The 25,554-nt window shown below is 49.8% G+C and carries 26 protein-coding genes and 1 tRNA gene; 21 read left to right on the top strand and 6 right to left on the bottom strand.

The genetic code is table 11. From position 1 onward, the window contains the following. Nucleotides 1-19 precede the first annotated feature (19 nt). Nucleotides 20-229, top strand: coding sequence for a hypothetical protein (locus tag JXQ28_14040; GenBank protein MBN2278852.1), 210 nt, complete (start codon nt 20-22; stop codon nt 227-229). Nucleotides 230-319: 90 nt separating this feature from the next. After that, nucleotides 320-1,003, top strand: coding sequence for a CDP-alcohol phosphatidyltransferase family protein (locus tag JXQ28_14035; GenBank protein ID MBN2278851.1), 684 nt, complete (start codon nt 320-322; stop codon nt 1,001-1,003). Between the two features lie 62 nt (nt 1,004-1,065). Here the strand turns inward: JXQ28_14035 and JXQ28_14030 are convergent, their stop codons facing one another. The 5 genes from JXQ28_14030 to ispE form a co-directional block, all read right to left on the bottom strand. Then, complete coding sequence (locus tag JXQ28_14030) at nt 1,066-1,746, bottom strand: 50S ribosomal protein L25 (GenBank protein ID MBN2278850.1); 681 nt, start codon at nt 1,744-1,746, stop codon at nt 1,066-1,068. Nucleotides 1,747-1,780: 34 nt separating this feature from the next. Continuing rightward, nucleotides 1,781-2,728: a ribose-phosphate pyrophosphokinase gene (locus JXQ28_14025; GenBank protein MBN2278849.1), complete on the bottom strand. Its 948-nt coding sequence runs from the start codon at nt 2,726-2,728 to the stop codon at nt 1,781-1,783. Between the two features lie 151 nt (nt 2,729-2,879). Next, nucleotides 2,880-2,954: transfer RNA gene (locus JXQ28_14020), tRNA-Gln, on the bottom strand. 5 nt (nt 2,955-2,959) lie between these two features. Continuing rightward, nucleotides 2,960-3,235 (bottom strand): SpoVG family protein, encoded by a 276-nt coding sequence (locus JXQ28_14015; protein MBN2278848.1) that lies wholly within the window; start codon nt 3,233-3,235, stop codon nt 2,960-2,962. A 33-nt stretch (nt 3,236-3,268) separates the two neighbouring features. After that, a complete protein-coding gene (ispE, locus tag JXQ28_14010; GenBank protein MBN2278847.1) occupies nt 3,269-4,144 on the bottom strand; it encodes a 4-(cytidine 5'-diphospho)-2-C-methyl-D-erythritol kinase in 876 nt (291 codons plus the stop codon). A gap of 219 nt (nt 4,145-4,363) precedes the next feature. Here ispE and JXQ28_14005 point away from each other — a divergent pair, with 219 nt between their 5' ends. From JXQ28_14005 to prfA, 12 genes are all read left to right on the top strand, one after another. After that, nucleotides 4,364-6,292, top strand: coding sequence for an aconitate hydratase (locus JXQ28_14005; GenBank protein ID MBN2278846.1), 1,929 nt, complete (start codon nt 4,364-4,366; stop codon nt 6,290-6,292). Nucleotides 6,293-6,315: 23 nt separating this feature from the next. After that, a complete protein-coding gene (gcvT, locus tag JXQ28_14000; protein ID MBN2278845.1) occupies nt 6,316-7,431 on the top strand; it encodes a glycine cleavage system aminomethyltransferase GcvT in 1,116 nt (371 codons plus the stop codon). After that, a complete protein-coding gene (locus JXQ28_13995) occupies nt 7,432-8,160 on the top strand; it encodes a 2-phosphosulfolactate phosphatase (protein ID MBN2278844.1) in 729 nt (242 codons plus the stop codon). It abuts the gene before it with no gap. Nucleotides 8,161-8,196: 36 nt separating this feature from the next. Next, entirely contained in the window at nt 8,197-10,119 is a 1,923-nt protein-coding gene (locus tag JXQ28_13990) for a hypothetical protein (protein MBN2278843.1), read from the top strand. An 18-nt stretch (nt 10,120-10,137) separates the two neighbouring features. Then, nucleotides 10,138-12,219, top strand: a complete 2,082-nt coding sequence (locus tag JXQ28_13985; protein ID MBN2278842.1) for a VWA domain-containing protein — start codon at nt 10,138-10,140, stop codon at nt 12,217-12,219. Then, nucleotides 12,216-14,132: an ATP-binding cassette domain-containing protein gene (locus JXQ28_13980; protein ID MBN2278841.1), complete on the top strand. Its 1,917-nt coding sequence runs from the start codon at nt 12,216-12,218 to the stop codon at nt 14,130-14,132. The genes JXQ28_13985 and JXQ28_13980 overlap by 4 nt, the downstream gene beginning before the upstream one ends. Beyond that, nucleotides 14,095-14,700, top strand: a complete 606-nt coding sequence (locus JXQ28_13975; GenBank protein MBN2278840.1) for a flavodoxin family protein — start codon at nt 14,095-14,097, stop codon at nt 14,698-14,700. The genes JXQ28_13980 and JXQ28_13975 overlap by 38 nt, the downstream gene beginning before the upstream one ends. Before the next feature lie 120 nt (nt 14,701-14,820). Further along, complete coding sequence (locus JXQ28_13970; protein ID MBN2278839.1) at nt 14,821-15,081, top strand: hypothetical protein; 261 nt, start codon at nt 14,821-14,823, stop codon at nt 15,079-15,081. Beyond that, entirely contained in the window at nt 15,078-15,668 is a 591-nt protein-coding gene (locus tag JXQ28_13965; protein ID MBN2278838.1) for a class I SAM-dependent methyltransferase, read from the top strand. The genes JXQ28_13970 and JXQ28_13965 overlap by 4 nt, the downstream gene beginning before the upstream one ends. Nucleotides 15,669-15,767: 99 nt before the next feature. Further along, entirely contained in the window at nt 15,768-16,004 is a 237-nt protein-coding gene (gene rpmE / locus JXQ28_13960) for a 50S ribosomal protein L31 (GenBank protein ID MBN2278837.1), read from the top strand. Nucleotides 16,005-16,114: 110 nt separating this feature from the next. Next, nucleotides 16,115-17,080: a DUF1385 domain-containing protein gene (locus tag JXQ28_13955; protein MBN2278836.1), complete on the top strand. Its 966-nt coding sequence runs from the start codon at nt 16,115-16,117 to the stop codon at nt 17,078-17,080. Nucleotides 17,081-17,130: 50 nt separating this feature from the next. Beyond that, entirely contained in the window at nt 17,131-18,216 is a 1,086-nt protein-coding gene (gene prfA / locus JXQ28_13950; GenBank protein ID MBN2278835.1) for a peptide chain release factor 1, read from the top strand. A 31-nt stretch (nt 18,217-18,247) separates the two neighbouring features. Here prfA and JXQ28_13945 read toward each other — a convergent pair whose 3' ends face one another. Next, nucleotides 18,248-19,024, bottom strand: a complete 777-nt coding sequence (locus JXQ28_13945; GenBank protein ID MBN2278834.1) for a hypothetical protein — start codon at nt 19,022-19,024, stop codon at nt 18,248-18,250. Between the two features lie 190 nt (nt 19,025-19,214). Here JXQ28_13945 and JXQ28_13940 point away from each other — a divergent pair, with 190 nt between their 5' ends. The 7 genes from JXQ28_13940 to JXQ28_13910 all read left to right on the top strand — a co-directional run bounded on the left by JXQ28_13940 (nt 19,215) and on the right by JXQ28_13910 (nt 25,286). Further along, a complete protein-coding gene (locus JXQ28_13940; GenBank protein ID MBN2278833.1) occupies nt 19,215-20,666 on the top strand; it encodes a TldD/PmbA family protein in 1,452 nt (483 codons plus the stop codon). 4 nt (nt 20,667-20,670) lie between these two features. Then, nucleotides 20,671-22,026, top strand: a complete 1,356-nt coding sequence (locus JXQ28_13935; GenBank protein MBN2278832.1) for a TldD/PmbA family protein — start codon at nt 20,671-20,673, stop codon at nt 22,024-22,026. A 296-nt stretch (nt 22,027-22,322) separates the two neighbouring features. Further along, nucleotides 22,323-23,156, top strand: coding sequence for a peptide chain release factor N(5)-glutamine methyltransferase (gene prmC, locus JXQ28_13930; protein ID MBN2278831.1), 834 nt, complete (start codon nt 22,323-22,325; stop codon nt 23,154-23,156). A gap of 4 nt (nt 23,157-23,160) precedes the next feature. Continuing rightward, nucleotides 23,161-23,799, top strand: a complete 639-nt coding sequence (gene nth / locus JXQ28_13925; GenBank protein ID MBN2278830.1) for an endonuclease III — start codon at nt 23,161-23,163, stop codon at nt 23,797-23,799. Nucleotides 23,800-23,846: 47 nt separating this feature from the next. After that, nucleotides 23,847-24,452: a DUF2953 domain-containing protein gene (locus JXQ28_13920; protein ID MBN2278829.1), complete on the top strand. Its 606-nt coding sequence runs from the start codon at nt 23,847-23,849 to the stop codon at nt 24,450-24,452. Then, complete coding sequence (locus JXQ28_13915) at nt 24,445-24,867, top strand: sporulation protein (protein MBN2278828.1); 423 nt, start codon at nt 24,445-24,447, stop codon at nt 24,865-24,867. The genes JXQ28_13920 and JXQ28_13915 overlap by 8 nt, the downstream gene beginning before the upstream one ends. A 158-nt stretch (nt 24,868-25,025) precedes the next feature. Further along, nucleotides 25,026-25,286, top strand: a complete 261-nt coding sequence (locus JXQ28_13910; GenBank protein MBN2278827.1) for a hypothetical protein — start codon at nt 25,026-25,028, stop codon at nt 25,284-25,286. Nucleotides 25,287-25,554: the final 268 nt, after the last annotated feature.

Below are 25,554 nucleotides of genomic sequence, written 5' to 3'. Positions count from 1 at the left end.
TGTTATTGGAACCACTCCTATGAGTAAAAAAAAACGCTCCCGGCCTGAAAAAGACGATCCCGAATCAACGGGAGCATCCTGCCCCATATCTCCTGGTAAAAATACTGTTGTCTATATCTCGGAAGGCCAGCTTTGCCCCAACTGCGGGTTCGCCTCACTGCAACGCGAACCCGGAAATATCATCAGGTGTCCGATCTGCGGCTATGGCAATGGTGCCGGATGTACCTGATAGCCGGTTTCATTATCCGCCGGTCGGCGGAATATCGAACAATATCATTTAAGATTGACGCTTACCCACAAAAAAACTATCCTCAGATATATGGATCACCAAACCCGAACAGAAATATCCTTAAGGCAGTTATTTCTGCCCCCTAATCTGTTAACTCTCTCCAGAATCGCCCTGACCCTGCCGATTGCCTGGCTGATCATGGCCGGGACCGGACAGGCGACCCTGATATGCTTTATCCTGATCACCATTGCCGCCATCACCGATTTTCTCGATGGTTACCTGGCCCGACATTTAAACCAGATCACGCCGCTCGGCCTGATTCTGGATCCTCTCGCCGACAAGTTCATGGCTATCACGATTATTATTATGCTGATTCTTTCCCGTGATTTTTCTTGGTGGCTGGCTTCCGTCATAATCCTTCGCGATTTGCTGATTCTGTCGGGAGGCGCCATCCTGAGTCACCGAGGCGGGCGGATCCCGCCCTCAACTCTGACCGGTAAGTACTATTTCGCGGCCCTGGCAATCCTGCTTATGACTTATATTATCAGGTTTGATTTCGGGATCGGGATGTTTGGTTATATTACCATAATCCTGCTAATCTTATCGACTATCATTTATATTCGCCGATTTTACTATTTTATCCGAACCGGCGCTGATCGGATCTTTAAGGATAAACCACTCTATATCCGGCTCCGGGCCGTCGCCGTTATAATAACAACCATGATTTTCCTCTACCGGCTATATACCGATTTTCTGGGCGGCATAATCGGTTAGGCCCCAAAAAAAGGCCGCCCCATATCCGGGCGGCCTCTGACTCATAATTAAAAGAAAATAATTTATTCTTTCCCTTCGTCTTCTTTCTTCTCTTCGCCTTCGGCAGTGCCCTCACCTTCGCCCTCGGCTACTTCTTCGCCCTCGACCACTCCGGCTTCGGCAGCGGTTTCCGCGGCCGTCTTAATGACTGTCGGAGGAACCACCGTCACGATAGTTCTTTTGGGATTATCCAGAATTTCAACTTTCTCCAGCGACAATTCACTGACATGAATTACGTCGCCGATCATTAAACTCGACACGTCAAGATCAATCCGATCGGGAATATCGGTCGGCAGACACTCCACTTCGATTTCCCGAATAATGTGTTGCAAAATTCCGCCCAGTTTGACACCCTCGGGTGTTCCGATCAGATGGATTCGGACCGGCACTGTCAGTTTTTTCTTCATCGAAACCTGGTACAGGTCGACATGTTTAAAATCCCCCGAAACCGGGTCGCGTTGAAGATCTCTGATAATCACCTTACGGCTGTCGTTCTCACCGTTGACCAGCAAATCAATCAGTTTTCTGGAGCTGTTGCCGGTCCGCATTAAAGCGGCCAGTTCTTTGTTGTTCAGAGAGAGTGAAAACGGTTCCACTTCAGGACCATAGAGAACGCCGGGGATAAATCCTTTCATTCGCAACTGCCGCGAAGTACCTTTACCGGTTCCGATTCTTTTTTCGGCGGATAGTCTGATTTCATCCATTTCTATTTCAACCTCCAATAAATTATTTACGTATTCAATCGGGAAAATCATTAAACAAAGAGGATACCGATTTTTCCCCGGAAATCCTCATTATTGCCTCGCCGAACAAATTGGCGCAGGTCAAAACCTCAAACTTTTCGGATAACTGCTTATTCTCAAGATTCAATGAATCGGATATATAAATTTTCTGAATGGCTGAATCATTGATCCGTTCAATGGCGCTCCCCGATAATACGGCATGCGTGCAGATGGCCATAATCTCCAGGGCTCCCTTTTCCGCAATCGCATTCGCCGCCTGCGTCATGGTACCCGCCGTATCAACCATATCATCGCGGATGATTATATTCTTGCCTTCCACATTACCGATAATATTGACGATTTCCGAAAAATTCGGTGCCGGCCGTCGCTTATCAATTATGGCCAGGTCGGCCTTACAATGTTTGGCGAAAGCCCGCGCCATCTTTATCGAACCCACATCGGGTGATACCACCACCACAGGCTCGCGATTAAAAGCCATAACCACATCCCGAAAAACCCGGGTCGAATACAGATGGTCGTGCGGAATATCGAAAAACCCCTGAATTTGCGAAGCATGCAGGTCCATGGTTATTATCCGGTTGGCGCCCGCCGTGGTTATCAGGTTGGCCATCAACTTGGCCGCTATCGAAACCCGCGGACGATCTTTACGATCCTGACGGGCATATCCGAAATACGGTATCACGGCTGTTATTCTGGCCGCGGAAGCCCGGCGCGAAGCCTCAATCAACATCAATAACTCCACCAGGTTCTCGGCCGGAGGATTGGTCGATTGAATAATAAATACATCCGCCCCGCGAATGTTGTCGTTTATCTGGACAAACACTTCGCCGTCAGAAAATCTTTTCACCTCACATGCGGCTAAATCTACCCCGATATACTTGGCGATTTTCTCCGCCAGCGGTCGGTTGGCATTACCGGTAATAAGTTTTAATTCCGCCATCATAAATCCCTGAAATTTCTTAGTTTAACAGTATAATAATAAAGCTTCAATTTGGCAAACGATTATTTGGATAATTATGAACCGGCCGGCTCAGCCTTGAATTGGCAGCTTTTCGATATTTCGGGAAGAAGGCACCCGTCGCCATAATCACTTATGGCTGGGGCGCCAGGATTCGAACCTGGGAATGCAAGCTCCAAAGGCTTGTGTCTTACCGCTTGACGACGCCCCAGGGCACTAATAATTCAATACGTTGTTGTTCTTGACTTCGGACTCGTAGGCGGCCAGAATTCGCTGCTCCAGCAGTTGCCGGGTCTCATTGTTAACCGGATGCGCCACATCCTGATGAGAACCGTCCGGCCTCCGGCGGCTGGGCATTGAGATAAACAACCCCCGGTTGCCGGATATAATCTTCAGGCCGCGAACCACGAAAACGTTGTCAAACGTCACATTGGCAAATGCCTTAAGCTTATCCTCATCCCTCAAAATAATCCGAATCTCTGTGATTTCCACGTTCGATCCTCCCGGCAAAGGTCTTTGTAATATCTATCCTGCAACCGGCCAGGCTGTCGGAAAAACCGGATATATCTTCCAGTCATCCTTCTGCAATCGATTCAGGTCTTCCTTTTCGGGCATTTTCTCAAACAGCCCGAAAACAGTCGGACCGGAACCGCTCATACGGGTCAAAATGGAACCACAGTCTGTCAAAACAGCACGGATTTTGTTAAGTACCGGGTAATTCTGAAAATGATTTTCCTCAAAATCATTCCCAACCCCGCGGATCAAGTGCACCAGATCCGAAAAACCCTTTGGCTCAGGCAACTTAACATCATCCCTGCGGCCTGTCAAGGCCATTTTAAGACCCGCGTAACTGGCGGTCGTCGATATTGCTATATTTGGAATTACCAACACGATGGCATAATCGAGCGGTAGCTTGATTTCATCTATAATCTCTCCCCTTCCGGTCACTTCGGCCTGACCTCCTGAAAAGAAAAAGGGAATATCCGAGCCAAATTTCGCCCCCAACGATTTCATATCCGACACACTTAAGTCTAAATCATACATCTGATTAATGGCGAAAATGGTCGCCGCTGAATCCGATGATCCGCCGCCCATTCCGGCGGCCACGGGAATATTTTTGGTCAGATTAATCTTCAAGCCGCTCCCAAGACGATATTCCCTAAAAATAAATCGAGCCGTTCTGATAATCAGGTTTCCATCATCAACCGGAATTCGGTCGCCGTATTCGCCGATCGTTTTCAACTTTATGCCGGGGATCGACGTGTTTTCAAATGTCAATATATCATAAAGACTTACGGCCTGAAACCAGGAGTAAATATTATGGTATTGATCGGCTCGCCGACCTAATACACGCAGAAATAAATTTATTTTCGCAGGTGTCTTCACTTCAAGTATGTCCATCCTATTCACCTCTTAGATTACCTTGGTCCGATTTTAATACATAAAAACATGAATTTCCCCAAAAAAACCAGAAATTTCATTCTGCCTAATCCCAAAAATTACCGTTCTCGTCATATCCGGTAGCCCCCAATCCATTATCCCAAATATTGTATTGACTTTTACCCGGGGTGCTGTTTCTTATGTAAATTTGGAGAAATCGAGTAAAAAAGGAGTAATGTAATGGGTAAATCCTTAGCGGAAAAGATCCTTGCCGAACATCTTGTCTCCGGAAAGATGGCTCCCGGCGAAGATATTGCCATAAAAATCGACCAGACTCTGACTCAGGATGCTACGGGGACCATGGCCTACCTGCAGTTCGAAGCGTTGGGTATGAATAAGGTCAAAACCGAAGTGTCGGTGTCCTATGTCGACCATAATATGCTTCAGGCCAGTTTCGAGAACGCCGATGATCACCAGTACCTCCAGTCCGTAGCCTCCAAATATGGCATCTATTTCTCCCGCCCTGGTAATGGTATCTGCCACCAGGTACACCTGGAAAGGTTCGGGGTCCCCGGCAAGACCCTGCTCGGTTCCGATTCTCACACCCCAACCGGAGGCGGTATCGGAATGATTGCCATGGGAGCCGGGGGACTTGATGTTGCGGTGGCGATGGGCGGCGGCCCTTTTTACTTGAAAATGCCGGAAATAATCAATGTTTATCTGACCGGAAAACTCAAACCGTTTGTGACCGCCAAAGATGTTATCCTTGAAGTTCTGAGAATTTTAACGGTCAAAGGCGGCGTCGGCAAAATTATCGAGTATGGCGGTCCCGGTGTGGCCGGGATGTCCGTTCCCGAACGAGCCACTATCACCAATATGGGGGCTGAATTGGGCGCCACCACCTCCCTTTTCCCCTCCGATGAAAAAACCGGGCAATTCCTGAAATGGCAAAAACGCGGCAAAGATTTCCGTAAACTGGAGGCTGATCCGGATGCCACCTATTCCCGCATAATTAAAATCGATCTTGCCAGACTGCAACCTCTGATTGCTCAGCCGCATATGCCCGATAATGTCACCCCGGTTGCCAAACTGAAAAATATCGGTGTCTGCCAGGTATGTGTTGGTAGTTGCACGAATTCCTCCCTGGCCGATCTGACTATCGTAGCCAAACTGCTCAAGGGGAAAAAGGTCCATCCCAATGTGTCGATGACTGTTTCACCCGGTTCCAAACAGGTTTTCGAGGCTATCGCCGCCAGCGGCGCGCTGACCGATATTATTGCCTCCGGGGCCCGAATTCTCGAATCGGGATGCGGACCGTGCATCGGAATGGGTCAGGCTCCGTCCACCGAGGGAGTCTCGGTTCGATCTTTCAACCGCAATTTCCTTGGCCGGACCGGGACTAAAAGCGCCAAAGCCTATCTGGCCAGTCCGGAAACATGTGTTGCCGCGGCGCTCACCGGGGCTATCACCGATCCCAGAAAATTGGGCAAATATCCCCGGATAACTCTACCCAAGACAATCAAAATCGACGACTCGGGGATTATCCCGCCCTCAAAGACTCCGGCTAAAGTCACAATTATCCGCGGTCCCAATATCGCCGAACTACCTCTGAATATCGCCCTGCCTGAAACCTATACCGGTGAAGTGATATTGAAAGTCGAAGACAACATCACCACCGATCATATCATGCCGGCCGGGGCTAAAATCCTGCCCCTTCGTTCCAATATTCCCAAGATTTCGGAATTCGTCTATCATGTGATCGATCCCGATTTCGCCCAACGGGCCAAGGAAAAAGGCGGCGGTTTTATTATCGGCGGCGAAAATTACGGTCAGGGTTCTTCCCGCGAACATGCCGCGTTGGCACCCATGTACCTCGGGATCAAGCTGGTGGCGGTCAAATCTTTCGCCCGTATCCACCTGGCCAACCTGATTAATTTCGGAATTCTTCCCGTCACCTTCGCCGATCCGGCCGATTATGATAAAATCTGCCAGGGTGATACGCTCGAGGTGCCCCGGTTCAAAGATAACGTCAGCAACTCCGACAAACTTGAGATTGTCAATAAATCCAAAAATGAAACCTACTATTTGAAAATTGATTTGAACCCGCGCCAGCGGAAGATTATCAATGCCGGCGGCCTGCTCAATTACACCAGGGCCGGTGGCAAATAAATAATTAGCTGAAGGTATAATTGATGACAGAAAATAAATCCGAATCCGAACCAAAAAAGACCCCCTTCTATCGTTACCACATGGAAGCCGGGGCCAAAATGGTTCCCTTTGCCGGTTATATCATGCCTGTCCAGTACACCGGCATGACCGAAGAACATCTCGCGGTCAGAAACAATGTCGGCATGTTCGATATCTCTCACATGGGAGAATTCGACATCTCCGGGCCGGATGCCCTTGCCTTTTTGCAAAAGATGACCGTTAATGATGTCTCCCGACTATCCATCGGGGAGATTCAGTATTCATGCATGTGCTATGATGATGGCGGAATTGTCGATGACCTGCTGGTTTATCGTCTCGAGGATCGCTTCATGCTGGTTGTCAACGCCGCCAACCTGGACAAGGATTTCGACTGGCTCGAATCTCATCTTGAAGGCGATGTGTCGCTGGTGAACCGTTCCGATGACTACGGACTGCTGGCCATCCAGGGTCCCAATGCCCACAAAGTCGTTGCGGAAATGTCCGATTATGATTTCGAAAACCTCTCCTACTATCACTCCGCGATGGTAGAAATGGGCGCGCACCGGGTTTTGCTGTCACGAACCGGATACACCGGCGAAGACGGCATGGAAATTTATATTCCGGGCAAAATCGCCGATGATATCTGGGCTATGGCCATCCGGGCCGGAAAACAATATGATATGAAATTGATCGGTCTGGGCGCTCGCGATTCGCTTCGTCTGGAAATGAAAATGGCTCTTTACGGTAACGATATAGACCGGACCACATCTCCTATCGAGGCCGGCCTGGCCTGGATTATCACCCTCGATAAGGGCGACTTCATCGGCCGCGATATTATCGCCCGGCAAAAAGAAGAAAAACCGAAACGGCGGCTTATCTGTCTCGAAATGGACGGAAAAATCTTTCCGCGCCACGGTTATGATCTGGTTCATGAAGGCAAAGCAGTCGGCCAGGTGACTTCGGGTATCTTCTCCCCCAGCCTGCAAAAACCGATTGCCCTTGGCTACTTACCCCTGGATCTGACCAAAATCGGAAGTCAGGTCAATATAAAAATCCGGGATAAGCTATTTCCGGCGGTGGTGGTCAAACCGCCGTTTTACAAGGAGGGTTCCCACAGGTAAATGCGTACCGAATTATTTCTCATTCCCGGATCGGTCAGTGAGGAACGTCTGGCCGGAAAAACGCTGGTGATGATCGACGTCCTTCGGGCTTCGACCACCATCTGTCAATCTCTCCGGGCCGGGGCAAGAGCCGTTATTCCGGTGGAGCGCCCCGGTGAAGCCGCCGAATTGCGCTCCAAACTGGGTGTCGAGGATACCATCCTTGGCGGGGAACGGAAAGGCATAAAGATCGACAATTTCGATCTCGGCAATTCACCCCTGGAATATACCGAAGAGCGGGTCAAAGGCAAAGTGGTTATTCTGACCACCTCAAATGGCACTCAGGGTTATGCCCGGGCCAACGCCTCCAAACTGATTATCACTGCCGGCCTGGTGAATATATCCAGAGTGGCCCGAAAAGTGGCCGAGGCCGGACAGGATGTGGCAATAATCTGTGCCGGCGAGGAAGGCGATTTCTCGATTGAGGATACTCTCTGCGGCGGGATGTTGATTGAACGCCTTTTGATCGGCGAAAATCTGGATATGGAGTTGAATGATGCGGCCTCGCTGGCTCTGCTTCTCTATCGTTCTAATAAAGACCGGCTGAAACAGACTATCGCCCACGGCGAGCATGGCCGTTATTTAAAGCAGATCGGTTTTGATGACGATGTAAGGCTGGCAACCGAGGCCGATTCCATCGCGGTTCTGCCGGTCCTGAAAGATAGAAGAATCGTCCTGGATGAAAGTTAATTTCATCCTGACACGGGACCGGCTGTAAAAGGAATTATGAAGAAAATATTATACTGCCTGGCTTCAATAATTTTATTTGTCGGCTCAACTGGCCTGTCATCTGCAATTGCAACCGCCGCGCCCAACGGGGTTGAATTCGAGCTCATTGTCCGCCAGAAACCGGCGGCTCTCGACAAATACTTCGAAATCACCCGCGATACCGTTCAGGCCGTGATTGGCCGCCGGCTTTATACCTCCCTGGTCAATATGACCCTCGATCTCAATATTGAAACGGCCGACTCCCAATCGGTGACTTTCACCGGCCATCTGGTGACAATCGGCCGCGATCCATTCAATCTGGGCGAGCGTTATCGGATAGAATTTAATCTTCCGGCCCGCATGGACAATATCCCCGGCAAAAACGGATCGGTCTATCAACTCCTTATCAGCCCCCGTCACCATGTCGATATCGACACTGTCCTTTGCCCTTATGATCCAGGCCGCGATGGCGATTTTAAAATGGATCCGTCCTCGCATTTCAATATCTACTATGTCCCTGGCTCGCTGGCCGATCACTTCTGGAATAATATAAAAAACTATCTCGAGGCCGATATCACCCAGTTCCGTCATGCGCTCGATATCAATGCACCCGGTAAGATCGATCTCCATATCGCCCCCTGCGCCGTGCCGACAATTCACTGGGATAAGCGCTTCGGTTATGCCATCGACCCCGGACGATCGAATATATACGCCATCCATAACCTGTCCTTCTCTTCGGTCGATGCCATCCTTCCCAACATGGTTCTTCTGATGCATCTCTGGGGATATGCCCCGCCGTTTCTGGTCGAGGGTTTGGCCGGGTATTTCGATTTCGTCACCTATAAGATGAAAAAAATCAAAAAGGCCGGCGACTTCCCCATACCGGAACAGCTTCTGACCACGAGCGGATATTATAATGCCGATCCGGACCGGGCTGAAATCATCGCGGCCTCATTTGTCAAATTCCTGGCCGACAGCAGGGGAATCGGCAGCGTTCGGAAGCTGTACGAAAAATCCGATGATCTCACCCTGATGCGAAATATAACCGAAATTTACGGCCTTCCCATTGATTCACTGGAAGCCGAATGGCTTCATTACCTGGATACTTTGCATTTGAATCGAAACCTGTTTGATCTTTATGCCGGCAAAGCCAATGCTCTTTTCCGAAGCGACCTGCAACTGGAATACCTGGAAGTCATGACTCAATATGACGAAAATTCCTTTGATTCACTCGACACCTGGCGTAAACTGGCTACGACCTGTTATCAGTACGGCCATTATTACCGGGCCGAAGAAGCTTATCGCCGACTTCTTAAAATCGACTCGGCCAAAACGGTGTACTATCTGATCTTGGGCAATCTGGCCATGATCAATGGTGAATATGATCATGCTTGGACATTAATGGATACCGTCCTGGCCTCCGACAGCACCTACTCCACCGCCCTTCTTCAAATGGCCATGATTCGCCTGATTAAGGGTGATACTGCCCTGGCTCTGGATCTTGCACGGAAGGGGTTGATTCAAGAAGAAACCGTGGCCGGGAAAATTGAGTATTTACTTTTTCTCGGAGAACTTTATGATACTCCCGGTAAATACCGCGACTCCGCTAAAGTTGAAGAAAACTATAAGGAAGCTTTGCTGTCGGCCACCGACTTGATGCAAAAAGTGCCGCAGGATCCGGCCATGAAACTCCGGGTTGGGATGGCCCTGATGGGTTTGCGAAGGTACGATGAGGCGCGGCAATATCTCGAGGTGGCCCGGTTTACCGAACAGCGAACATTTTATCTCGGGCGAATCGCTCTTTACCTTGGCCGCCTGTACGACCTGATGAATGACCGCGATCGGGCCATGGAATACTATCGTGAAGGTCTGGGGCCGGGTGTGGCTTCGTACCACCGCGATCTCTGTCAACATTATCTCGAACAACCTTACAAAAAATAACTTGCGTATACTATTCACATGTTCAACTTCCTGAATTCTGCTGTCTTGATCGCCGCGGCCGCGGCCTTGATCCCGCTTCTGATTCATCTCTTTTCGAAAAGAAAAGTCAAGGTGGTGGAGTTCTCCTCACTTCGTCATCTCAAAGAAATGCAGAAACGCCAGGTCCGCCGTCTCAAAATCAGGCAGATTCTACTGCTTTTACTCAGGATGCTGATTATCCTGACCGCCGTCCTGGCCTTCGCCCGCCCGGCTTCCAAGGGAGGTTATGTCGGGTCTCATGCCGGCGTTTCAGCTGTCATTCTTCTGGATAAATCAGCCTCGATGCAACGGCAAGTCAAAGACGGCCGCCTGTATGATTTGGCCAAGCGCGCCGCCGCCGATATTCTCGGAAATTTCGGGGAGGCCGATGAGCTCCTCCTGATTCCGTTCGACCGACAAACTTATTTCCCGGCCGGGGAAAGATTTTTCAGCCGCGATATCGCGGAGAAAATCCTGAACGAAACCGAACCCGGATACGACACCGGGATTCTTGGCCAAGCTTATAACCAGGCCGCCAGACTCCTGAATAGCGCTCATAACCTGAATAAGGAATTGTACCTGATTACCGACCGCCAGGCCAGCTCTCTGCCGGAAACAGCCGATACCGCCGCCTCCGGGATGACCGTCTATTTTGTCGATTTACCTCTTGAAACCGATGGTAATTGCGGTATCATCGGTGTTGATCTGGGGGGGCAGTTGATCGAAGTGGGCTCGGATTTCACCGTTCGCGCCCCCGTCAAAAATTATGACAATTTCTCCAAATCTGAGGTCTTAGCCTCGCTTTTTCTCGATAATCTCCGGGTAGTGCAGTCGGAATTGAAACTCAATGAAAAGGCCAAAGAAACCATCGCCTTCAAAAGCACCGTCCAGAAACCATCCTTCCATTATGGCTGGGTGGAGTTGTCCGACGATGGTTTTCTGCCTGATAATAAATTCTATTTCAGTTTCCAATTGCCCGAGCAATTCAATGTCCTGATAGTCGATGGGGACAACAGCGGTGAACTTCTGAAACTGGCTCTCGTGCCTTCGGAAAAACTGGCCCGGTACTGGTCGGTTAAAATGACCGACCCCTCCCAACTGGCATCCCTGAAACTGCGTGATTATAATGTTATTGTCCTGGCCGGGGTCGATCGGCTGGCCGCGGTGGAAAGCTCGCGGCTTCTCACTTATGTTGACAATGGCGGCGGCTTATTTATAATCGCCGGGGCTGCCATGCACCCGGCTGCTTTTAATCAGAATTTCGGAAACAAAATGGGGGTTAAATATTTACAGCCTCCTCCGGCTTCCTTCAGTGGAACCGGTTACTATACTCTGGAACGTTTCGATTACACTCACCCCATCTTTAAGGCCTTCGATAATTTCCGGAAAGATTCCCTGCCCGTTTTCCGGTTTTTTGCTCTGCCGCAATTCGAGGATAACGGGCCCAACCGGGATCTGGCTTATTTTTCCGGGGGACTCCCGGCTCTTATCGAATCCGGTTATGGCCTCGGCAAAATCATCATGATGACCGCGCCAATTATCCCGCGTTATACTGATATTGCCTCCCACTCTTTCTTTGTTCCCTTTGTCATTCGTACGATGGTATATCTGTCCGGTGATGTCGGCGAATTCGAAATCGATAATTTCGTGGGTGAAAACGTCATGCGGTCGATTTCCTCGCGCCGAACAATCTACGGAACAGTAACCATGGTCACGCCGGACGGCCGATCCTATGAAATCGCCGGAACCGAACAACCCGGTCAGGTGGTTTACGATTGCCGGCCGATTGATCAACCCGGTATTTATCAGCTCCGCAGTGGTGACAAATTGGTGGATATTTTCCCGGTCAACCTGACATCAGCCGAAGGCGATCTGGCCGCGGCTGATATGGCCCGGTTCGAAACCGCCCTGGGAATTGAAAAATCACGCACGATTCCTTATAATAAATCATCAGCCGCCCTGATATCGGAAGCCCGGTTTGGACGAGAACTCTGGAAAATCTTCCTCTGGGCGGCCATTTTGATCATGGCAGTGGAAATGGTTTTTGCGCGAGAGAGTAAACCCGATCCCGAAGAACAATGACCCTGATCGCCGGTGAAAATATTTCCAGGCAGTTCGAAGACCGCCTGCTGTTTAACGATCTCTCTTTCTCCGTCAACGAAACCGACCGGATTGGCCTGGTCGGACCCAACGGAATCGGTAAAACCACTCTTTTTGAAATCATGGCTGGGCGTATGCGCCCCGACAGCGGCCAGATTACCCGCGCCAAACATTGCCGTATTGCCTATGTCGAACAGGAGTTCGAATCGCACCGGGATAAAACCCTGTTCGATTTTGTCTGTGATGCCCGTGCCGATTTGATCGCCATGCGCGCTGAAATCGAGAGTCTCAGCCGCCGTCTAAGCGATTCTCCTGATGACAATGACCTTCTCGAAAAACTTGGCGAGCTTCAGCATCGTTTCGAGGTCGCCGGCGGTTATAAACTGGAGGCCGAAATTAAAATAGTTTTGGTCGGGCTCGGCTTCCCCGAAAACCGCTTCCACAACCGTCTCAGCGATTTCTCCGGCGGCGAAAAAAACCGCGCCGCTTTGGCCCGGGTTCTGGCCGGACAGAGCAATCTGCTTTTGCTTGATGAGCCGACCAACCATCTCGATTTAGACTCCACCATCTGGCTTGAGGAATATCTGAAAAACCTTGACCGGGCCTATATAATCGTTTCCCACGACCGCACCTTCCTCTCCAATACGATTGAAAAGGTTTGGGAGATTTCCGCCCGAAAAATCAATCAGTATTTCAACGGATTCGATAAATACCTTATCGAACGGCGCGAACGGATCGATCAATTGCACCATCAGTACCGCCACCAGCAGGAGGAAATTAAGCGGATCGAGGATTTCATCCGCCGCAATATGGCCGGCCAGAAAACCAAACAGGCCCAATCGCGGCAAAAATATCTCTCCCGGATCAAACGCATCGAATTACCCCAGTCGGAATATATTGCTCCGTCGTTCTCGGTCGCCTCGGGCCAGCGGTCCTTTAACCTGGTTCTGGCGGTCGATTCGGCTTCATTCGGCTATGGCAATCATGCTGTTATACGCGAGGTCGATTTAAATCTTTACCGCTCCGACCGGCTGGCCCTGATCGGTGCCAACGGAACCGGCAAAACAACTTTTCTCAAATCTATTCTGGGGGAACTGGAACCGCTGGAAGGCTCGATTAAAATCGGGCAGAAAGTCGATCCGGCCTATTTCGACCAGGAACTGGCCGACCTTGATGAAAGTAATACCGTTCTCGATGAAATCTGGATGGTCGAACCGACCGCCGAGGCGGGAGCCCTGCGCTATTACTTGGCCCGGTTTGGATTTTCCGGTGAGGATGTTTTTAAAAAAATTTCCGTCCTTTCCGGCGGCGAAAAAACTAAACTGGCCCTTGCCAAACTTCTTTTCAAACCGACTAATTTCCTGATTCTCGACGAACCCACCAATCACCTCGATATCGATTCCCGCTTGGCCCTTGAGGAGGCTCTGCGCGATTTCGACGGCACTCTGCTTATTGTCAGCCATGATCGCTATTTCCTCGATCAGGTGGCCGACCGTATTGCCGCTATTGAAAGCGGTCGGATCAGAATCTTTAACGGTAATTACAGTTATTACCGGGGTAAAAAAAAAGCCGAAAAGGAAATCACCGTCAAAAAAACGACCGACCCCGAACGCCTGCGACAATATGCCGATTTTAAAAAAATTTCCCAGACCAAAGGACGGCTCAAAAAGGAACTTCGTTCCACCATGTCCAAAATCCAAGACCATGAGAAGACCCTCGAAAAACTGGAAAAAGATATCCTGTATAATATTCCCAAATCGGATTGGCAGAAACTGGCCGAGGTCTCCCGACAAAAATCCGAGATTGAAGAAACCCTGATAAAACTCTATAATAATCTCGAGGAGCTGGAGAAACTAAATGATCAATATTCTGACTCTGATCGGCAGTCCGATTAAAAGCGGTTCGACCGAAATACTGCTCGAACGAATTGCCGATGGCATCATTAACGGCTCCGTTCAACCGGTTTCCAATGAAATTATCCGACTTAACAACTACCAGTATCTCCCCTGCCAATCATGCGGCAAAAGTCCCGAACCGGAATACTGCTTTTTCCATGATGAGATATACCAGGTTTATGAACAACTGCTTGATTGCGATATTATTCTGTTCGGCTCGCCGATCTATTTCGACACCGTCTCGGCCCAAGCCAAGCTCTTTATTGATCGTTGTAACTGCCTTCGCCCGCCGGATTTCGATGGCAAAAGCGGACATCATTTTAAAAGGATCATCAGCCGTAAACGAGTCGGAGCTATGGTCCTGGTTGGCGGCGAGCGTCAGGAATTCGAATATGCCCGTAAGGTCATTGCCGGTTTTTTCCAATGGGTCGAAGTCGAAAACTGCGGGACAATAACTTATGCCGGTTCAGGATGGAATATTGGTATGGTTTCAGACGACGAGAAAAAACTCGATGAAGCCTATTCGCTTGGCGGCAAAATCGCCTCGAACTTAATTATCAATAGGTAATAGCCCATAGCCGCCTTCCCCCTTTCTGATCACCTTTTCAACAATATTATTCGCTATCCGAATCTACATCCCGGTTGGATATTTTAAGACTTTGCCCGGCTTCCGATTCTAAAAAAGGATATGCGGACGGCAAATACAAAATACTTCGACTACGACTTGATTCTCAAGGAACCGGTTCCCTTTGAAATGGATTTACCGTGGGAAGATTATGGTTTTTCCCGCCGCTTTTACCAGATTGTCCATGACTGGGGTATTCCAACCGGCGAAGAAATCGAATTTCTTGACAGTTTTTTGACCGATCAAAATAACTGCGTCCTCGACCTCGCCTGCGGCGGCGGCCGCCATACTCTCGGCGCCTGGCCGCCCGCGGACATAAGGTGACCGGGATCGATATCGGCCGTTATCCCATCGACCTCGCTCGCACCCGGGTTGCCGATGATAAAATCGATGCCGAATTTCTCTGCGCAGATATTCTCCGAATCGAATATAAAAACGAATTTGACCTCGTTTTTCTAATCTGTGGCCAGATGGGACATTTCTCCCCCGAAGAATGCCGGGTCATCTTCGCCCGGACAGCCGCAAGTCTCAAAGACGGTGGCGTCTTCATTATCCACCTGCCAACCTTCTCCCGGGAAGACATGGCCAGCTATACCCAATGGTATCAGGAAAAACAACCTTTCTATTTCGACCATCCGGCCATCATCCATCGTGAGCAGTATTTCTTTGAGAATGAACAGGTTAAGTTAATTCGTGATTTTGCCGTCGATACCGTCACCCGCCATAACACGCTCTTCGGAGTTTCTGAAAAAGCCTATACTCAGTCCGAACTGGAATCATATGCCTCCGAACAGGGGCTGATTCTGACCGAAGTTTTCGGCGATTATAAAAAATCCCCCCGGGAGATTAATTCTTCAGAAAAAATATACGTCTTCCGCAAAAAAGATTCTCCGGCTGACGATAATTATTAAAGTCGAGCGTATTAATATTTGACTTGCGTTTTTCATTCGGTCACGTATATTAATAGGCTGATTTATGAGAGATATTTGAAATGCTTTTAAGGATATGAAATGAAACCGAAAATTCACCCGAACTATTACGACACGACCATCACGTGCCACTGCGGAAATGTGATTAAGACGCGGTCGACTGCCAAGGATATCAAGGTGGAAATCTGTTCCAACTGCCATCCCTATTTCACCGGCCGCCAGAAACTGGTTGATACCGCGGGAAGAATCGAGCGTTTCCGCCGGAAATACGGGCTGGATAAAAAAGACCAGAACAAAACCAAAGAATCCGGCAAATAAGCCGTATTAATTGTCGTTGACGCTCCGATGTTTTATCGGGGTGGATTATTCTTGCTCTTGGAAGATAGGTCTTCCGTGATAGATTTTAATTGATATTGAACGAGGTCCGGATGCCTGACTTATCTGTCGGCGGACAAGCGGTAATTGAGGGAGTCATGATGCGCTCCACCGACAAAATCTCGACCGCCGTCCGCATTCCCTCCGGTGAAATCCTGGTCAAAACCGAAAAATATATTTCGCTTGCCAAAAGACATAAATTCCTGGGCCTGCTTGTTATTCGTGGCGTTATCACTTTTTTCGAAATGCTGGTGATGGGCATCAAAACCCTAAATTTCTCGGCCGATGTGGCGGTTAAGGAAATGGAAAAGAAGGAAGCCGAGGAAAAGGGCCAGGAGTATAATCCCCGCGAAAGACAGATGAGTAATTTTACCATATTCGGCACCGTCGTGATTGCCCTCGGCCTGGGTATCCTGATATTCTTTTTCACCCCCCTTTTGATCTCCTCCCTTCTGCATGTCGAGAAGGATGCCCTCTCATTCAATCTTGTCGCCGGAATTATTCGCGTCATTCTGTTCCTTCTGTATGTATGGTTCATTTCTCTCTTTGGCGAATTCAAGAAAGTCTTCCAGTATCACGGCGCCGAGCATAAATCGATTTTCGCCTACGAAAACGGCGATGAACTGACCCCGGAAAGTGTCGGCAAATATACCACCCACCACCCCCGGTGCGGCACCAGCTTTATCCTGATCGTAGCCCTTTTCGCCATCCTGGTTTACTCCATATCCGATACTGTCTTCGCGGTTATCACCGGTTACCCCCCGGCTCTTCTAACCCGTTTTGCCATCCATTTCAGCCTCTTGCCGCTGGTAGCCGGCGGTTCTTACGAATTACTTAAACTCTCCGGGAAAACCCGCGATAACGCCCTGACCCGCACCCTCATCCAGCCCGGACTCTGGCTCCAGCGTATCACCACCAAAGAACCCTCCCCGGAACAGATGGAAGTCGCGATTGTCGCCCTGGAGACCGCCCTCGGTATCACTGAGTCGAAAATCACCGTTAAAAGAACTTGCCTTTAGCGGTCCCACTCGTTATCCTTATCCACCATTTTTATTCACGGTGAATTATTATGCTTGAGATTATAGAAAAATATGAAAAACGCCTCGAGGAAATCAATCGGGACCTGATGAAACCGGAAGTCCTCTCCAACCAGAACCGCCTGCGGGAATTATCTCGCGAGCGGCGTCAGGTTGAGGAAATTCTGGAAACGGGGCGGCTTTACCGCCAATGCCGCCGCAATATCGATGATGCCAGGGAAATCCTGGATACTTCCGATGATTCCGAGATGATGTCTATGGCCGAGGAGGAATTGGCGGCTTCCGATTCCAGACTCGAGGGACTTGAGGAAAAACTGAATCTGCTGCTAAGCCCCAAAGACCCCCGCGATATTAAAAACGTCATTATCGAAATCCGGGCCGGGACCGGCGGCAATGAGGCCGCCATATTCGCCAGCGATCTGTACCGGATGTACACCCGCTATGCCGAAGAGAAAGGATGGAAGGTCGATGTTCTCTCATCCAATCCGATTGAACTGGGCGGTGTCAAGGAAATTATCTTCATTATCAAAGGCGAGGGAGCCTATGGCCGCCTTAAATACGAATCCGGTGTTCACCGGGTTCAGCGCGTCCCTTTGACCGAATCCCAGGGTCGGATCCACACTTCCGCCGCCACTGTGGCGGTCTTACTCGAGGCCGAAGAGGTTGATCTCAAAATAAATGAGAACGATCTTAAAATCGACGTCTACCGTTCCTCCGGGCCGGGCGGCCAGTCGGTCAACACCACCGATTCGGCCGTGCGCATAACCCACCTGCCCACCGGGCTGGTGGTTACCTGCCAGGATGAAAAATCCCAGCACAAAAACAAGGCCCGCGCACTCCAGGTGTTACGCGCCCGCCTGCTGGATAAGATTATCGAAGAGCAAAACGAGGAAATCGCCCGGGAACGGAAATCAATGGTCGGAACCGGCGATCGTTCGGCCAAAATCCGCACCTACAATTTCCCCCAGTCACGCGTGACCGATCATCGCATCGGTTTGACTCTGCACCGTCTCAATGACATTCTTGATGGTCATCTTGACGAAATCGTTACTGCCCTGGAAAAACATGACCGTCAATCCCGGCTGGAATCCGAAAAACCGCAAAAGAAAACCGGCTGATCAACTTCTATCTCAAAGACGCGGCGGTAATTCAATTCTCCATCTTTGTATAATCGATTTCCGATCCCAGGACGCTGTGCGGAATAAGATATATCAATAGCGTCACCAGTGAGGCCGTAATAATCCATCCCCGGCCACTCCTGCCGCCCCGGCTTCGCCAGAGAGCAATCAGCCAGAAGATTATGGCCACGAAGGTTTTATTATCGGTCAAATCATGGCCGTGCGGCCATCCCGTCCAGAAAGCCCCGAAAGCATATTTCTGGACAATCGGTCCGAAAATCAATCCCCCCAGCACCATCAAAATAGTGGTAATCAACCCGTAAGAAAAAACTCCTTTACCTCCGACTACAGCTTCCAGACCGGCCCGGTTCGATACCAGCATACCGATAAACATGAACACTACATGGGGCCATAGAACATAAGGCGGGACGACTCCCTTGAACCTTATGATAACCGACTCATCGGTTAATTTACGCTCGATACCGTCAGGTCCCGTCAAACTGACATCATAAATGACTTTTCCCGCCGCCGGTTGTTTTGGAATGGCAAGAACCAGTTTATCGTCCCGGCGGTTCAGGCTGTCGGTCGTCCATTCATCATAGCTTTTAAATCTTTTCCAGCGCACCCGGCCACTGACATCCATATCCCCGACTGTCATTTCCATGACAGCATCGGAGATCGTTTCATGAGTTGTCAGAAGACGATAAGATATTTCCCTCCCGGATATATCCGTTTTGCCGCGAATCGAGTATGTCGGACCGGTCATCCGCTGATAAACAACCGATGATAAAGTAATAATTACTGTCAATATCCATAAAAAAATGGGCCGCCGCACTATTCCAATACTCCCGGTCTGACTTATGACAAAAATTGAAACTCCTCAACTAATTCACATTTAATGAGTTTACAATATTACGAAAATATTCTTTCCCTTACAAGTATGATTTAGTATATAACCGGTGGAATTATCAAAGGAATTCAAACTGGATCGATAACATATGAGCATCAATAGAGAAAAACTGGCCCGCCTGGCGCTTAACAAATGCCGCCAGCTGGACGTTGAATACGCCGATGTTCGTTTTGAACGGATTGAGGATGAAAATATTTCCATATCCTCCGGAACGGTCGAACCGATTGAGCGCACCGTCACCGAAGGCCTCGGTATCCGGGTGATTCATAACGGAGCCTGGGGATTTGCCTCAACCGATGATCTTTCAGAAGACAATATCAGGAGAAAAGCCGAAATGGCGTCCGAGATTGCCCAGGCCTCGGCCCTGGTTAATGAGGCCCGGGTCGTACTGGCCCCGCTTGAGCCGGCTATCGGGCGCTATATTTCCCCATACGAAATCGATCCTTTCAGCCTCTCTCTCGAGGAGAAAATAAATTTCCTGCGGGAGATTGACAGCGCCATGGCCATATCCGGCCCGGGGATGGACTCCCGCACCTGCTTCGCCTCTTTCCGCAAGAGAGAGAAATACTTCACCTCGACCGACGGAGCCGATATCCAGCAATTCATTATTCAGACCGGAGGCGGGCTATCGCTCGGCATGACTCCTTCACATCGTGAACGCTATGAGCGCTCTTTCCCCACTTCTTCGGGACAATATGAATCGAAAGGTTATGAACTGCTGGAGGAATTGAATCTCAAAGAGGCTATTCCCCGTCTGGCCGAGGAAATTAAAATGCTAACCACGGCCGAGGAATGCCCGGTTAAAGAAACCACTCTGGTTTTGTCCGGTGACCAGGTTTCGCTTCAGATACACGAATCGATCGGTCATGCTCTCGAACTGGATCGGGTTTTCGGAGCCGAGAGAAATTTCTCCGGGACTTCCTTTGCCACCCCGGATAAACTCGGAAACCTGCAATTCGCCTCGGATATTGTTACTGTTCGCACCGACGGTACCGTCCCGCATGCGCTGGCTTCCTGCGGTTACGATGATGAAGGCGTTCCCAGTTACTCAACTGATCTGATAAGAAACGGCCTTCTGGTCAATTACCTGTCCTCACGCGAAACCGCCGCCCGGATCGGTAAATCGTCCACAGCGGCCATGCGGGCTAACAGCTGGCGCAATATCCCCATCGTCCGCATCTGCAACATCCTTCTCGAACCCGGCAATAAGTCATTCGATCAGATCATTTCGGAAGTCGATGACGGTATTTATATGGATACGGTGGAATCGTGGTCAATCGACGATGAACGAAAATATTTTCAATTTGGTTGTGAAATCGGCTGGTTAATCGAGGGCGGAAAACTGACCCGCCCGGTCAAGAATCCAACCTACTCGGGTTGCACTACGGACTTTTGGAATCGATGTTCCGCCATCGCCGACCGCAATTCCTACCGCGTCTGGGGGACACCCAACTGCGGCAAAGGTCAACCCGGGCAGAATGCCCGAACCGCCCAGGGTGCCGCCCCGGCCAGATTTGACCGGATTCAGATTGGAGAATAATGCCGTGATCGATAAAAGCAAATCTCAAGAAATACTCAAAAAGGCCCTGGCCCTTTCCACCGGCGATATGACCGAGGCTGTTCTGGAAAGCGAGCGCCTGTCGCTGACTCGTTTCGCAGAATCAAAGATCAGCGACAATATCGACACCGAGGAAACCACCCTGTACATCCGGGCTGTTAAAAACAAAAAAATCGGCGTCGCCGCCGGTGGTGACTTGTCTGATGATGGTATTCGGCGCACCATACAGAACTGCGAAACGATTTTATCTTTCATGGAGCCCGATGAGCAGTTTGTCTCTTTCCCGAAACCGGAAAGCGATATTCTCAAGGAAGATTACCTGGTGCCCGGCACCGCCCGGTGCGGACCGGTAGAGCGTTCCATGGCAATCGAGAAAATATCCCGCATCTGTCACAAGGCCGGCCTGAAAATCTCAGGAGCATACCGTATCGAGGAAAACCGCCTGGCCGTGGCCAACAGCCTCGGGATGGAGCGTTATTTTGCCGGGAATCATGCCGAGCTGTCCCTGACCGCTTCCGGCGAACATAATAACTCCGGCTGGGCCCAGGCTTTTGCGGCCGATGCTTCCCAAATCAATATCGACAGACTGGCCAAAAACGCCCTGCAGAAAGCCGCCACATCACGGGATCCGATCTCCCTGCCTGATGGGCAGTACGCTGTCATCCTCGAACCGGCCGCCGTCGGTCAACTCCTCCTGCTTCTTGCTTTCATGGGATTTGGATGTAAGACTCTTTATCAGCGCCGCTCTTTCATGGCCGGTAAAATCGACGAAAAAATAACCGGTGATAATTTCACCGTCTATGAAGATAACCGCGATCCCGATTTCAATTTCCGACCTTTCGATTATGAAGGCGTCGCCCGGAAGAAGGTCCCCCTGATCGAGAATGGCCTGGCCCGCGGGGTAGTCTATAATTCATACTATGCCGCTTTGATGAATACATCTTCCACCGGACATGCTCTCTCCCCCACCAATACCTTCGGACCGTACCCGAAAACCATGGTGGTCGCGCCCGGAAAAAGCTCAATTGAGGAAATGATCAAATCTACCGACAAAGGTATCCTGATCACTCATTTCTGGTATCTTAACTTCCTCAATCCGATGAAAACTATGGTTACCGGCACCACCCTCGATGGAACCTTTCTAATCGAAAATGGTTCCATCAAATCACCGGTGAAGAATATGCGAACCAACCAGTCCATCCTCGAGGCCTTTTCCAATATTGAAGCTATCACCGCTGATCGGATAATCTACCCGCAGTTTTCAGTCCTGATGAAAGTCCCGGGAATGAAAATCAACGACTTTAATCTGGCCGCCGAGGAAGAGGAGAACAATAAATGCTGAGAAGGGAATTCATCAAAAAATCAACTATCACCCTGGGCGGTTTAGCGATTTTGACATATTTCCCATGGCGTTCAATATCAGGACAAACCCAAATCGTCCGCCGCTCAATCCCAAAACGGTATCACCTTCATGGTCATGCCCGTTCCGGGTGCGCCTCGCCCCCGGAATTACAACCGATAATGGAACAGGGCATTTATTCCCTGCCGGACTATCCATAAAGTCTCGGTGATGCAGGACAATATATCCCGAAATAATTACCGTTACCCGTTATGAATCAGCAGGAAATTCATAAAATATTGAAAACAGCCGAAGAAAAATTGCGGCAGGCCGGAATCGAGTCGGCCGCCGTCGAAATTGAAATTATTCTGGAAACTCTGCTTGATGTCGAACGGATAGATATCTATCTGCATGGTGAGCGGTTGATCGACAATACCGTTCTGGAAAAATTCAATCGGATTGTCGATCAGCGAACCACCCGTCGCCCCCTGCAATACATTCTTGGAGAGGCCTATTTCTATGGTCGGAAATTCCTGGTCAGCGATGATGTCATGATTCCCACCCCGGAAACCGAACTTCTCTGTCAACTGGCAATCGGCTATGTCAACAACGAAGCTATGGAAACTGCCGAAATCCTCGATCTCGGCACCGGTTCGGGAGTTATTGCGGTTACTATCACCGCTGAACTCGCCGGGGCATATGTCACGGCCGTCGATATCTCCCGTGCCGCGCTGATGATGGCTCGCAAGAACGCGGCCATCCACGCCCTGGACAGCCGCATAAAATTCGCTGTCTCGGATCTTTTCTCCGGTATCCTGACCGATGAGAAATACGATCTGATTCTTTCCAACCCGCCTTATATCGCCGAGAAAGAATACGATACCCTCCCTCCGGAAGTGCTGGCTGACCCCCGGCAGGCCCTTGTCTCGGGTCCGGAAGGACTCGACCTGATTAAAAGGCTGATTGACAAAGCCCCCGATCATCTAAACCCGAACGGTCGGCTGATGTTTGAGATCGGCTATGATCAGGGCAAAAAAATCGCGAAACTGACTGCCGATGATTCCCGCTATCGATCGCTTTCGATTATAAAAGACCTTAACGACATCGACCGGGTGGTTATTTTGAGTGTTTGAAATTATGAAAGAAAATCCCGATCGCACTAAAAAAATCATTGCCAGACTGAAAAAGGCTTATCCCGACGCCCGCTGTACTCTGGATTTCAAAACACCTCATCAGCTTCTGGTTGCGACTATTCTTTCCGCCCAGTGTACCGACGAGCGCGTCAATATTGTCACCCGGGATTTATTCAAGAAATACAAAACTCCCGAGGATTTCGCCCGCGCAGATATAAAAGAAATCGAACAGGATATCCGGTCCACCGGGTTTTTCCGCAATAAGGCCAGATCGATCAAGGAATCGGCAAAGGCCCTGATTGAAAGCCATAACGGCCGGATGCCGGAGACCATGGATCAACTGGTTCAACTGGCCGGGGTCGGGCGCAAAACCGCCTCGGTTATCCTGGGCGCCGCCTTCAATAAGGCCGAGGGAATCGTGGTCGATACCCATGTGGCCCGCCTCTCACAGCGTCTGGGATTCACCACACATAAGGACCCGATCAAAATCGAACGGGATCTGATGACTATCATCCCTGAGAAAGACTGGATTATTATTGCCCAACTCCTGATCGACCACGGCCGCGCCGTATGCCGGGCCAGACGCCCTGATTGCGATAATTGCATTCTGGCCGAATATTGCCCTTCGGCCCATGAAATTTAAAGCTTTTTTAAACCTGTTGCGCGCCGATACAGTATAATAGAGTAGTTATGATTATCTGGTATATCCTGTTACTTATAATCATCCTGATGTTCCTGGCCCTGGTTTCCTCGATCAGGATCCGGTTCAGTCTCGAACATGCGGCTAAAAAGCTGTGGGTCAGTTACACCCTGCTGGGGGTGATACTTGATCTCACAACGAAGCAAGGAACGGTCACTATTGCAAAAATCCCCCTCTATCGGTTCGATATGAAACGGCCGACCCGGCCTGAGAAGAAAAAGAAACGTAAATTCAGATTCAAACTCAAACCGTCTGATTTCAGAGTCGCCTATCTCGAATATTTTAGATCCCTGCTGAATAAAATCCGAATTGACTCTCTCGATCTCCGGGTTGACGGCGGTTTCAGCGACCCTTATAACACCGGACGGACTTGTGCTTTCTACTGGGCGGCCAAAGGGATATTTCCCCGATTGATGAATCATGTTACCTTCAATCCCGATTTCGACCGCGAGGATTTCGATTTTTACGGCCGAGGCAATATTGCCCTGCGCCTGTGTCATATTATCCGCTTTGCCGGTCGAATTCTATTCGAGAAACTCAATAAAAAAATTCCGCAATGGTATATAATAAGAAGAAAAGGAGAAAGTTATGGCTAATGACAACAAGGTCTCCGAAATCCTCAAGGATATTGTCGGGGAACTCAAGGATATCGCCCGATCGCAGACGGTGGTCGGAAACCCGATTACGGTCAAAGACAAAACCGTCATTCCCGTGGTTAAAATCTCGGTCGGGTTCGGGGCCGGCGGCGGCCAGGGTGAAGCCAAAGAAAAAGGCGCCGGATTCGGCGGCGGCGGCGGCGGAGCGGCCAAAATCGAGCCGGCCGCGTTCATTATTATGGATGAACACAAAATCTCCCTGCTCTCGGCCAAACCGGGTAAACTCGATGCCCTGGTCGAGGCGGTCCCGGAGTTAATCGGCAAAATCAGGGATGTCCGCGATAAAATGAAAAAGGACAAACCGGCCGAATCATCGCCGGAGGGAAACCCGGGTGACGAGAATCCCGGGTATTGATCCGTACCTGCCAATGACATCATTTGACAGCCGGGGATGGTTTTCCCCGGCTCTTTTTTTGCTCTATAATCGCACACTGTTTTTTTGCCTCATCCGTTAATTATTGGCCGATATTTCCGACTTTCTTAAGAAAAGACATCCTTTGGAGGGATCCACTCATGCCGACCTCGATTTGCCAGGCATGTGCCCGGCTTATGCGCAGTAAAAACGATTATCCCCGGGGTAACTTTTCAAGTGAATTTTGTTCCGAATGCGTTGATGAACGCGGTCATCTCAAACCGCGCAAAATCATTCGCGAAAATATGATCAGGTTTCGTATCGAACACCACAACATCAGTGAAGAGGAGGCGATCGAGATTGTCGATAATCTGATGCCGGCTCTTCCCGCCTGGATGGGACAGAAGGCAACGGTTTTATAGACTCCTATCCAACCTGATCAGGTCTCCCATTTTTGATAAATGCGGCCGGATTACCCGCCCGGCCGCATTATTCTTGTACCCCTTAGCATAGATGGTTTTCAATTCCGGTTTTTTTGCCATCCATAGCCTGCCGAACATTTGATCAATACAGTCAATAAAATTAATTCCTTTTCCCCCAACTCACTGACAGCACTTGTCATCAAAACTGCTTTTTTTACCGAAACATCAAAAAATATTGATTTTCCCCACTTGACAATATTGATCTCTC

The organism is Candidatus Zixiibacteriota bacterium (assembly GCA_016933955.1).
Taxonomy (GTDB): domain Bacteria; phylum Zixibacteria; class MSB-5A5; order GN15; family PGXB01; genus JAFGTT01.
The sequence above is the reverse complement of the archived record's forward strand: the minus strand, read 5'-3'. Positions and strand labels throughout refer to the sequence as shown.

Coding starts and splice junctions, on each gene's coding strand:
- JXQ28_14040 (MBN2278852.1), top strand. CDS start 20: ATGAGTAAAAAAAAACGCTCCCGGCCTGAAAAAGACGATCCCGAATCA.
- JXQ28_14035 (MBN2278851.1), top strand. CDS start 320: ATGGATCACCAAACCCGAACAGAAATATCCTTAAGGCAGTTATTTCTG.
- JXQ28_14030 (MBN2278850.1), bottom strand. CDS start 1,746: ATGGATGAAATCAGACTATCCGCCGAAAAAAGAATCGGAACCGGTAAA.
- JXQ28_14025 (MBN2278849.1), bottom strand. CDS start 2,728: ATGATGGCGGAATTAAAACTTATTACCGGTAATGCCAACCGACCGCTG.
- ispE (MBN2278847.1), bottom strand. CDS start 4,144: ATGGACATACTTGAAGTGAAGACACCTGCGAAAATAAATTTATTTCTG.
- JXQ28_14005 (MBN2278846.1), top strand. CDS start 4,364: ATGGGTAAATCCTTAGCGGAAAAGATCCTTGCCGAACATCTTGTCTCC.
- gcvT (MBN2278845.1), top strand. CDS start 6,316: ATGACAGAAAATAAATCCGAATCCGAACCAAAAAAGACCCCCTTCTAT.
- JXQ28_13995 (MBN2278844.1), top strand. CDS start 7,432: ATGCGTACCGAATTATTTCTCATTCCCGGATCGGTCAGTGAGGAACGT.
- JXQ28_13990 (MBN2278843.1), top strand. CDS start 8,197: ATGAAGAAAATATTATACTGCCTGGCTTCAATAATTTTATTTGTCGGC.
- JXQ28_13985 (MBN2278842.1), top strand. CDS start 10,138: ATGTTCAACTTCCTGAATTCTGCTGTCTTGATCGCCGCGGCCGCGGCC.
- JXQ28_13980 (MBN2278841.1), top strand. CDS start 12,216: ATGACCCTGATCGCCGGTGAAAATATTTCCAGGCAGTTCGAAGACCGC.
- JXQ28_13975 (MBN2278840.1), top strand. CDS start 14,095: ATGATCAATATTCTGACTCTGATCGGCAGTCCGATTAAAAGCGGTTCG.
- JXQ28_13970 (MBN2278839.1), top strand. CDS start 14,821: ATGCGGACGGCAAATACAAAATACTTCGACTACGACTTGATTCTCAAG.
- rpmE (MBN2278837.1), top strand. CDS start 15,768: ATGAAACCGAAAATTCACCCGAACTATTACGACACGACCATCACGTGC.
- JXQ28_13955 (MBN2278836.1), top strand. CDS start 16,115: ATGCCTGACTTATCTGTCGGCGGACAAGCGGTAATTGAGGGAGTCATG.
- prfA (MBN2278835.1), top strand. CDS start 17,131: ATGCTTGAGATTATAGAAAAATATGAAAAACGCCTCGAGGAAATCAAT.
- JXQ28_13940 (MBN2278833.1), top strand. CDS start 19,215: ATGAGCATCAATAGAGAAAAACTGGCCCGCCTGGCGCTTAACAAATGC.
- nth (MBN2278830.1), top strand. CDS start 23,161: ATGAAAGAAAATCCCGATCGCACTAAAAAAATCATTGCCAGACTGAAA.
- JXQ28_13920 (MBN2278829.1), top strand. CDS start 23,847: ATGATTATCTGGTATATCCTGTTACTTATAATCATCCTGATGTTCCTG.
- JXQ28_13915 (MBN2278828.1), top strand. CDS start 24,445: ATGGCTAATGACAACAAGGTCTCCGAAATCCTCAAGGATATTGTCGGG.
- JXQ28_13910 (MBN2278827.1), top strand. CDS start 25,026: ATGCCGACCTCGATTTGCCAGGCATGTGCCCGGCTTATGCGCAGTAAA.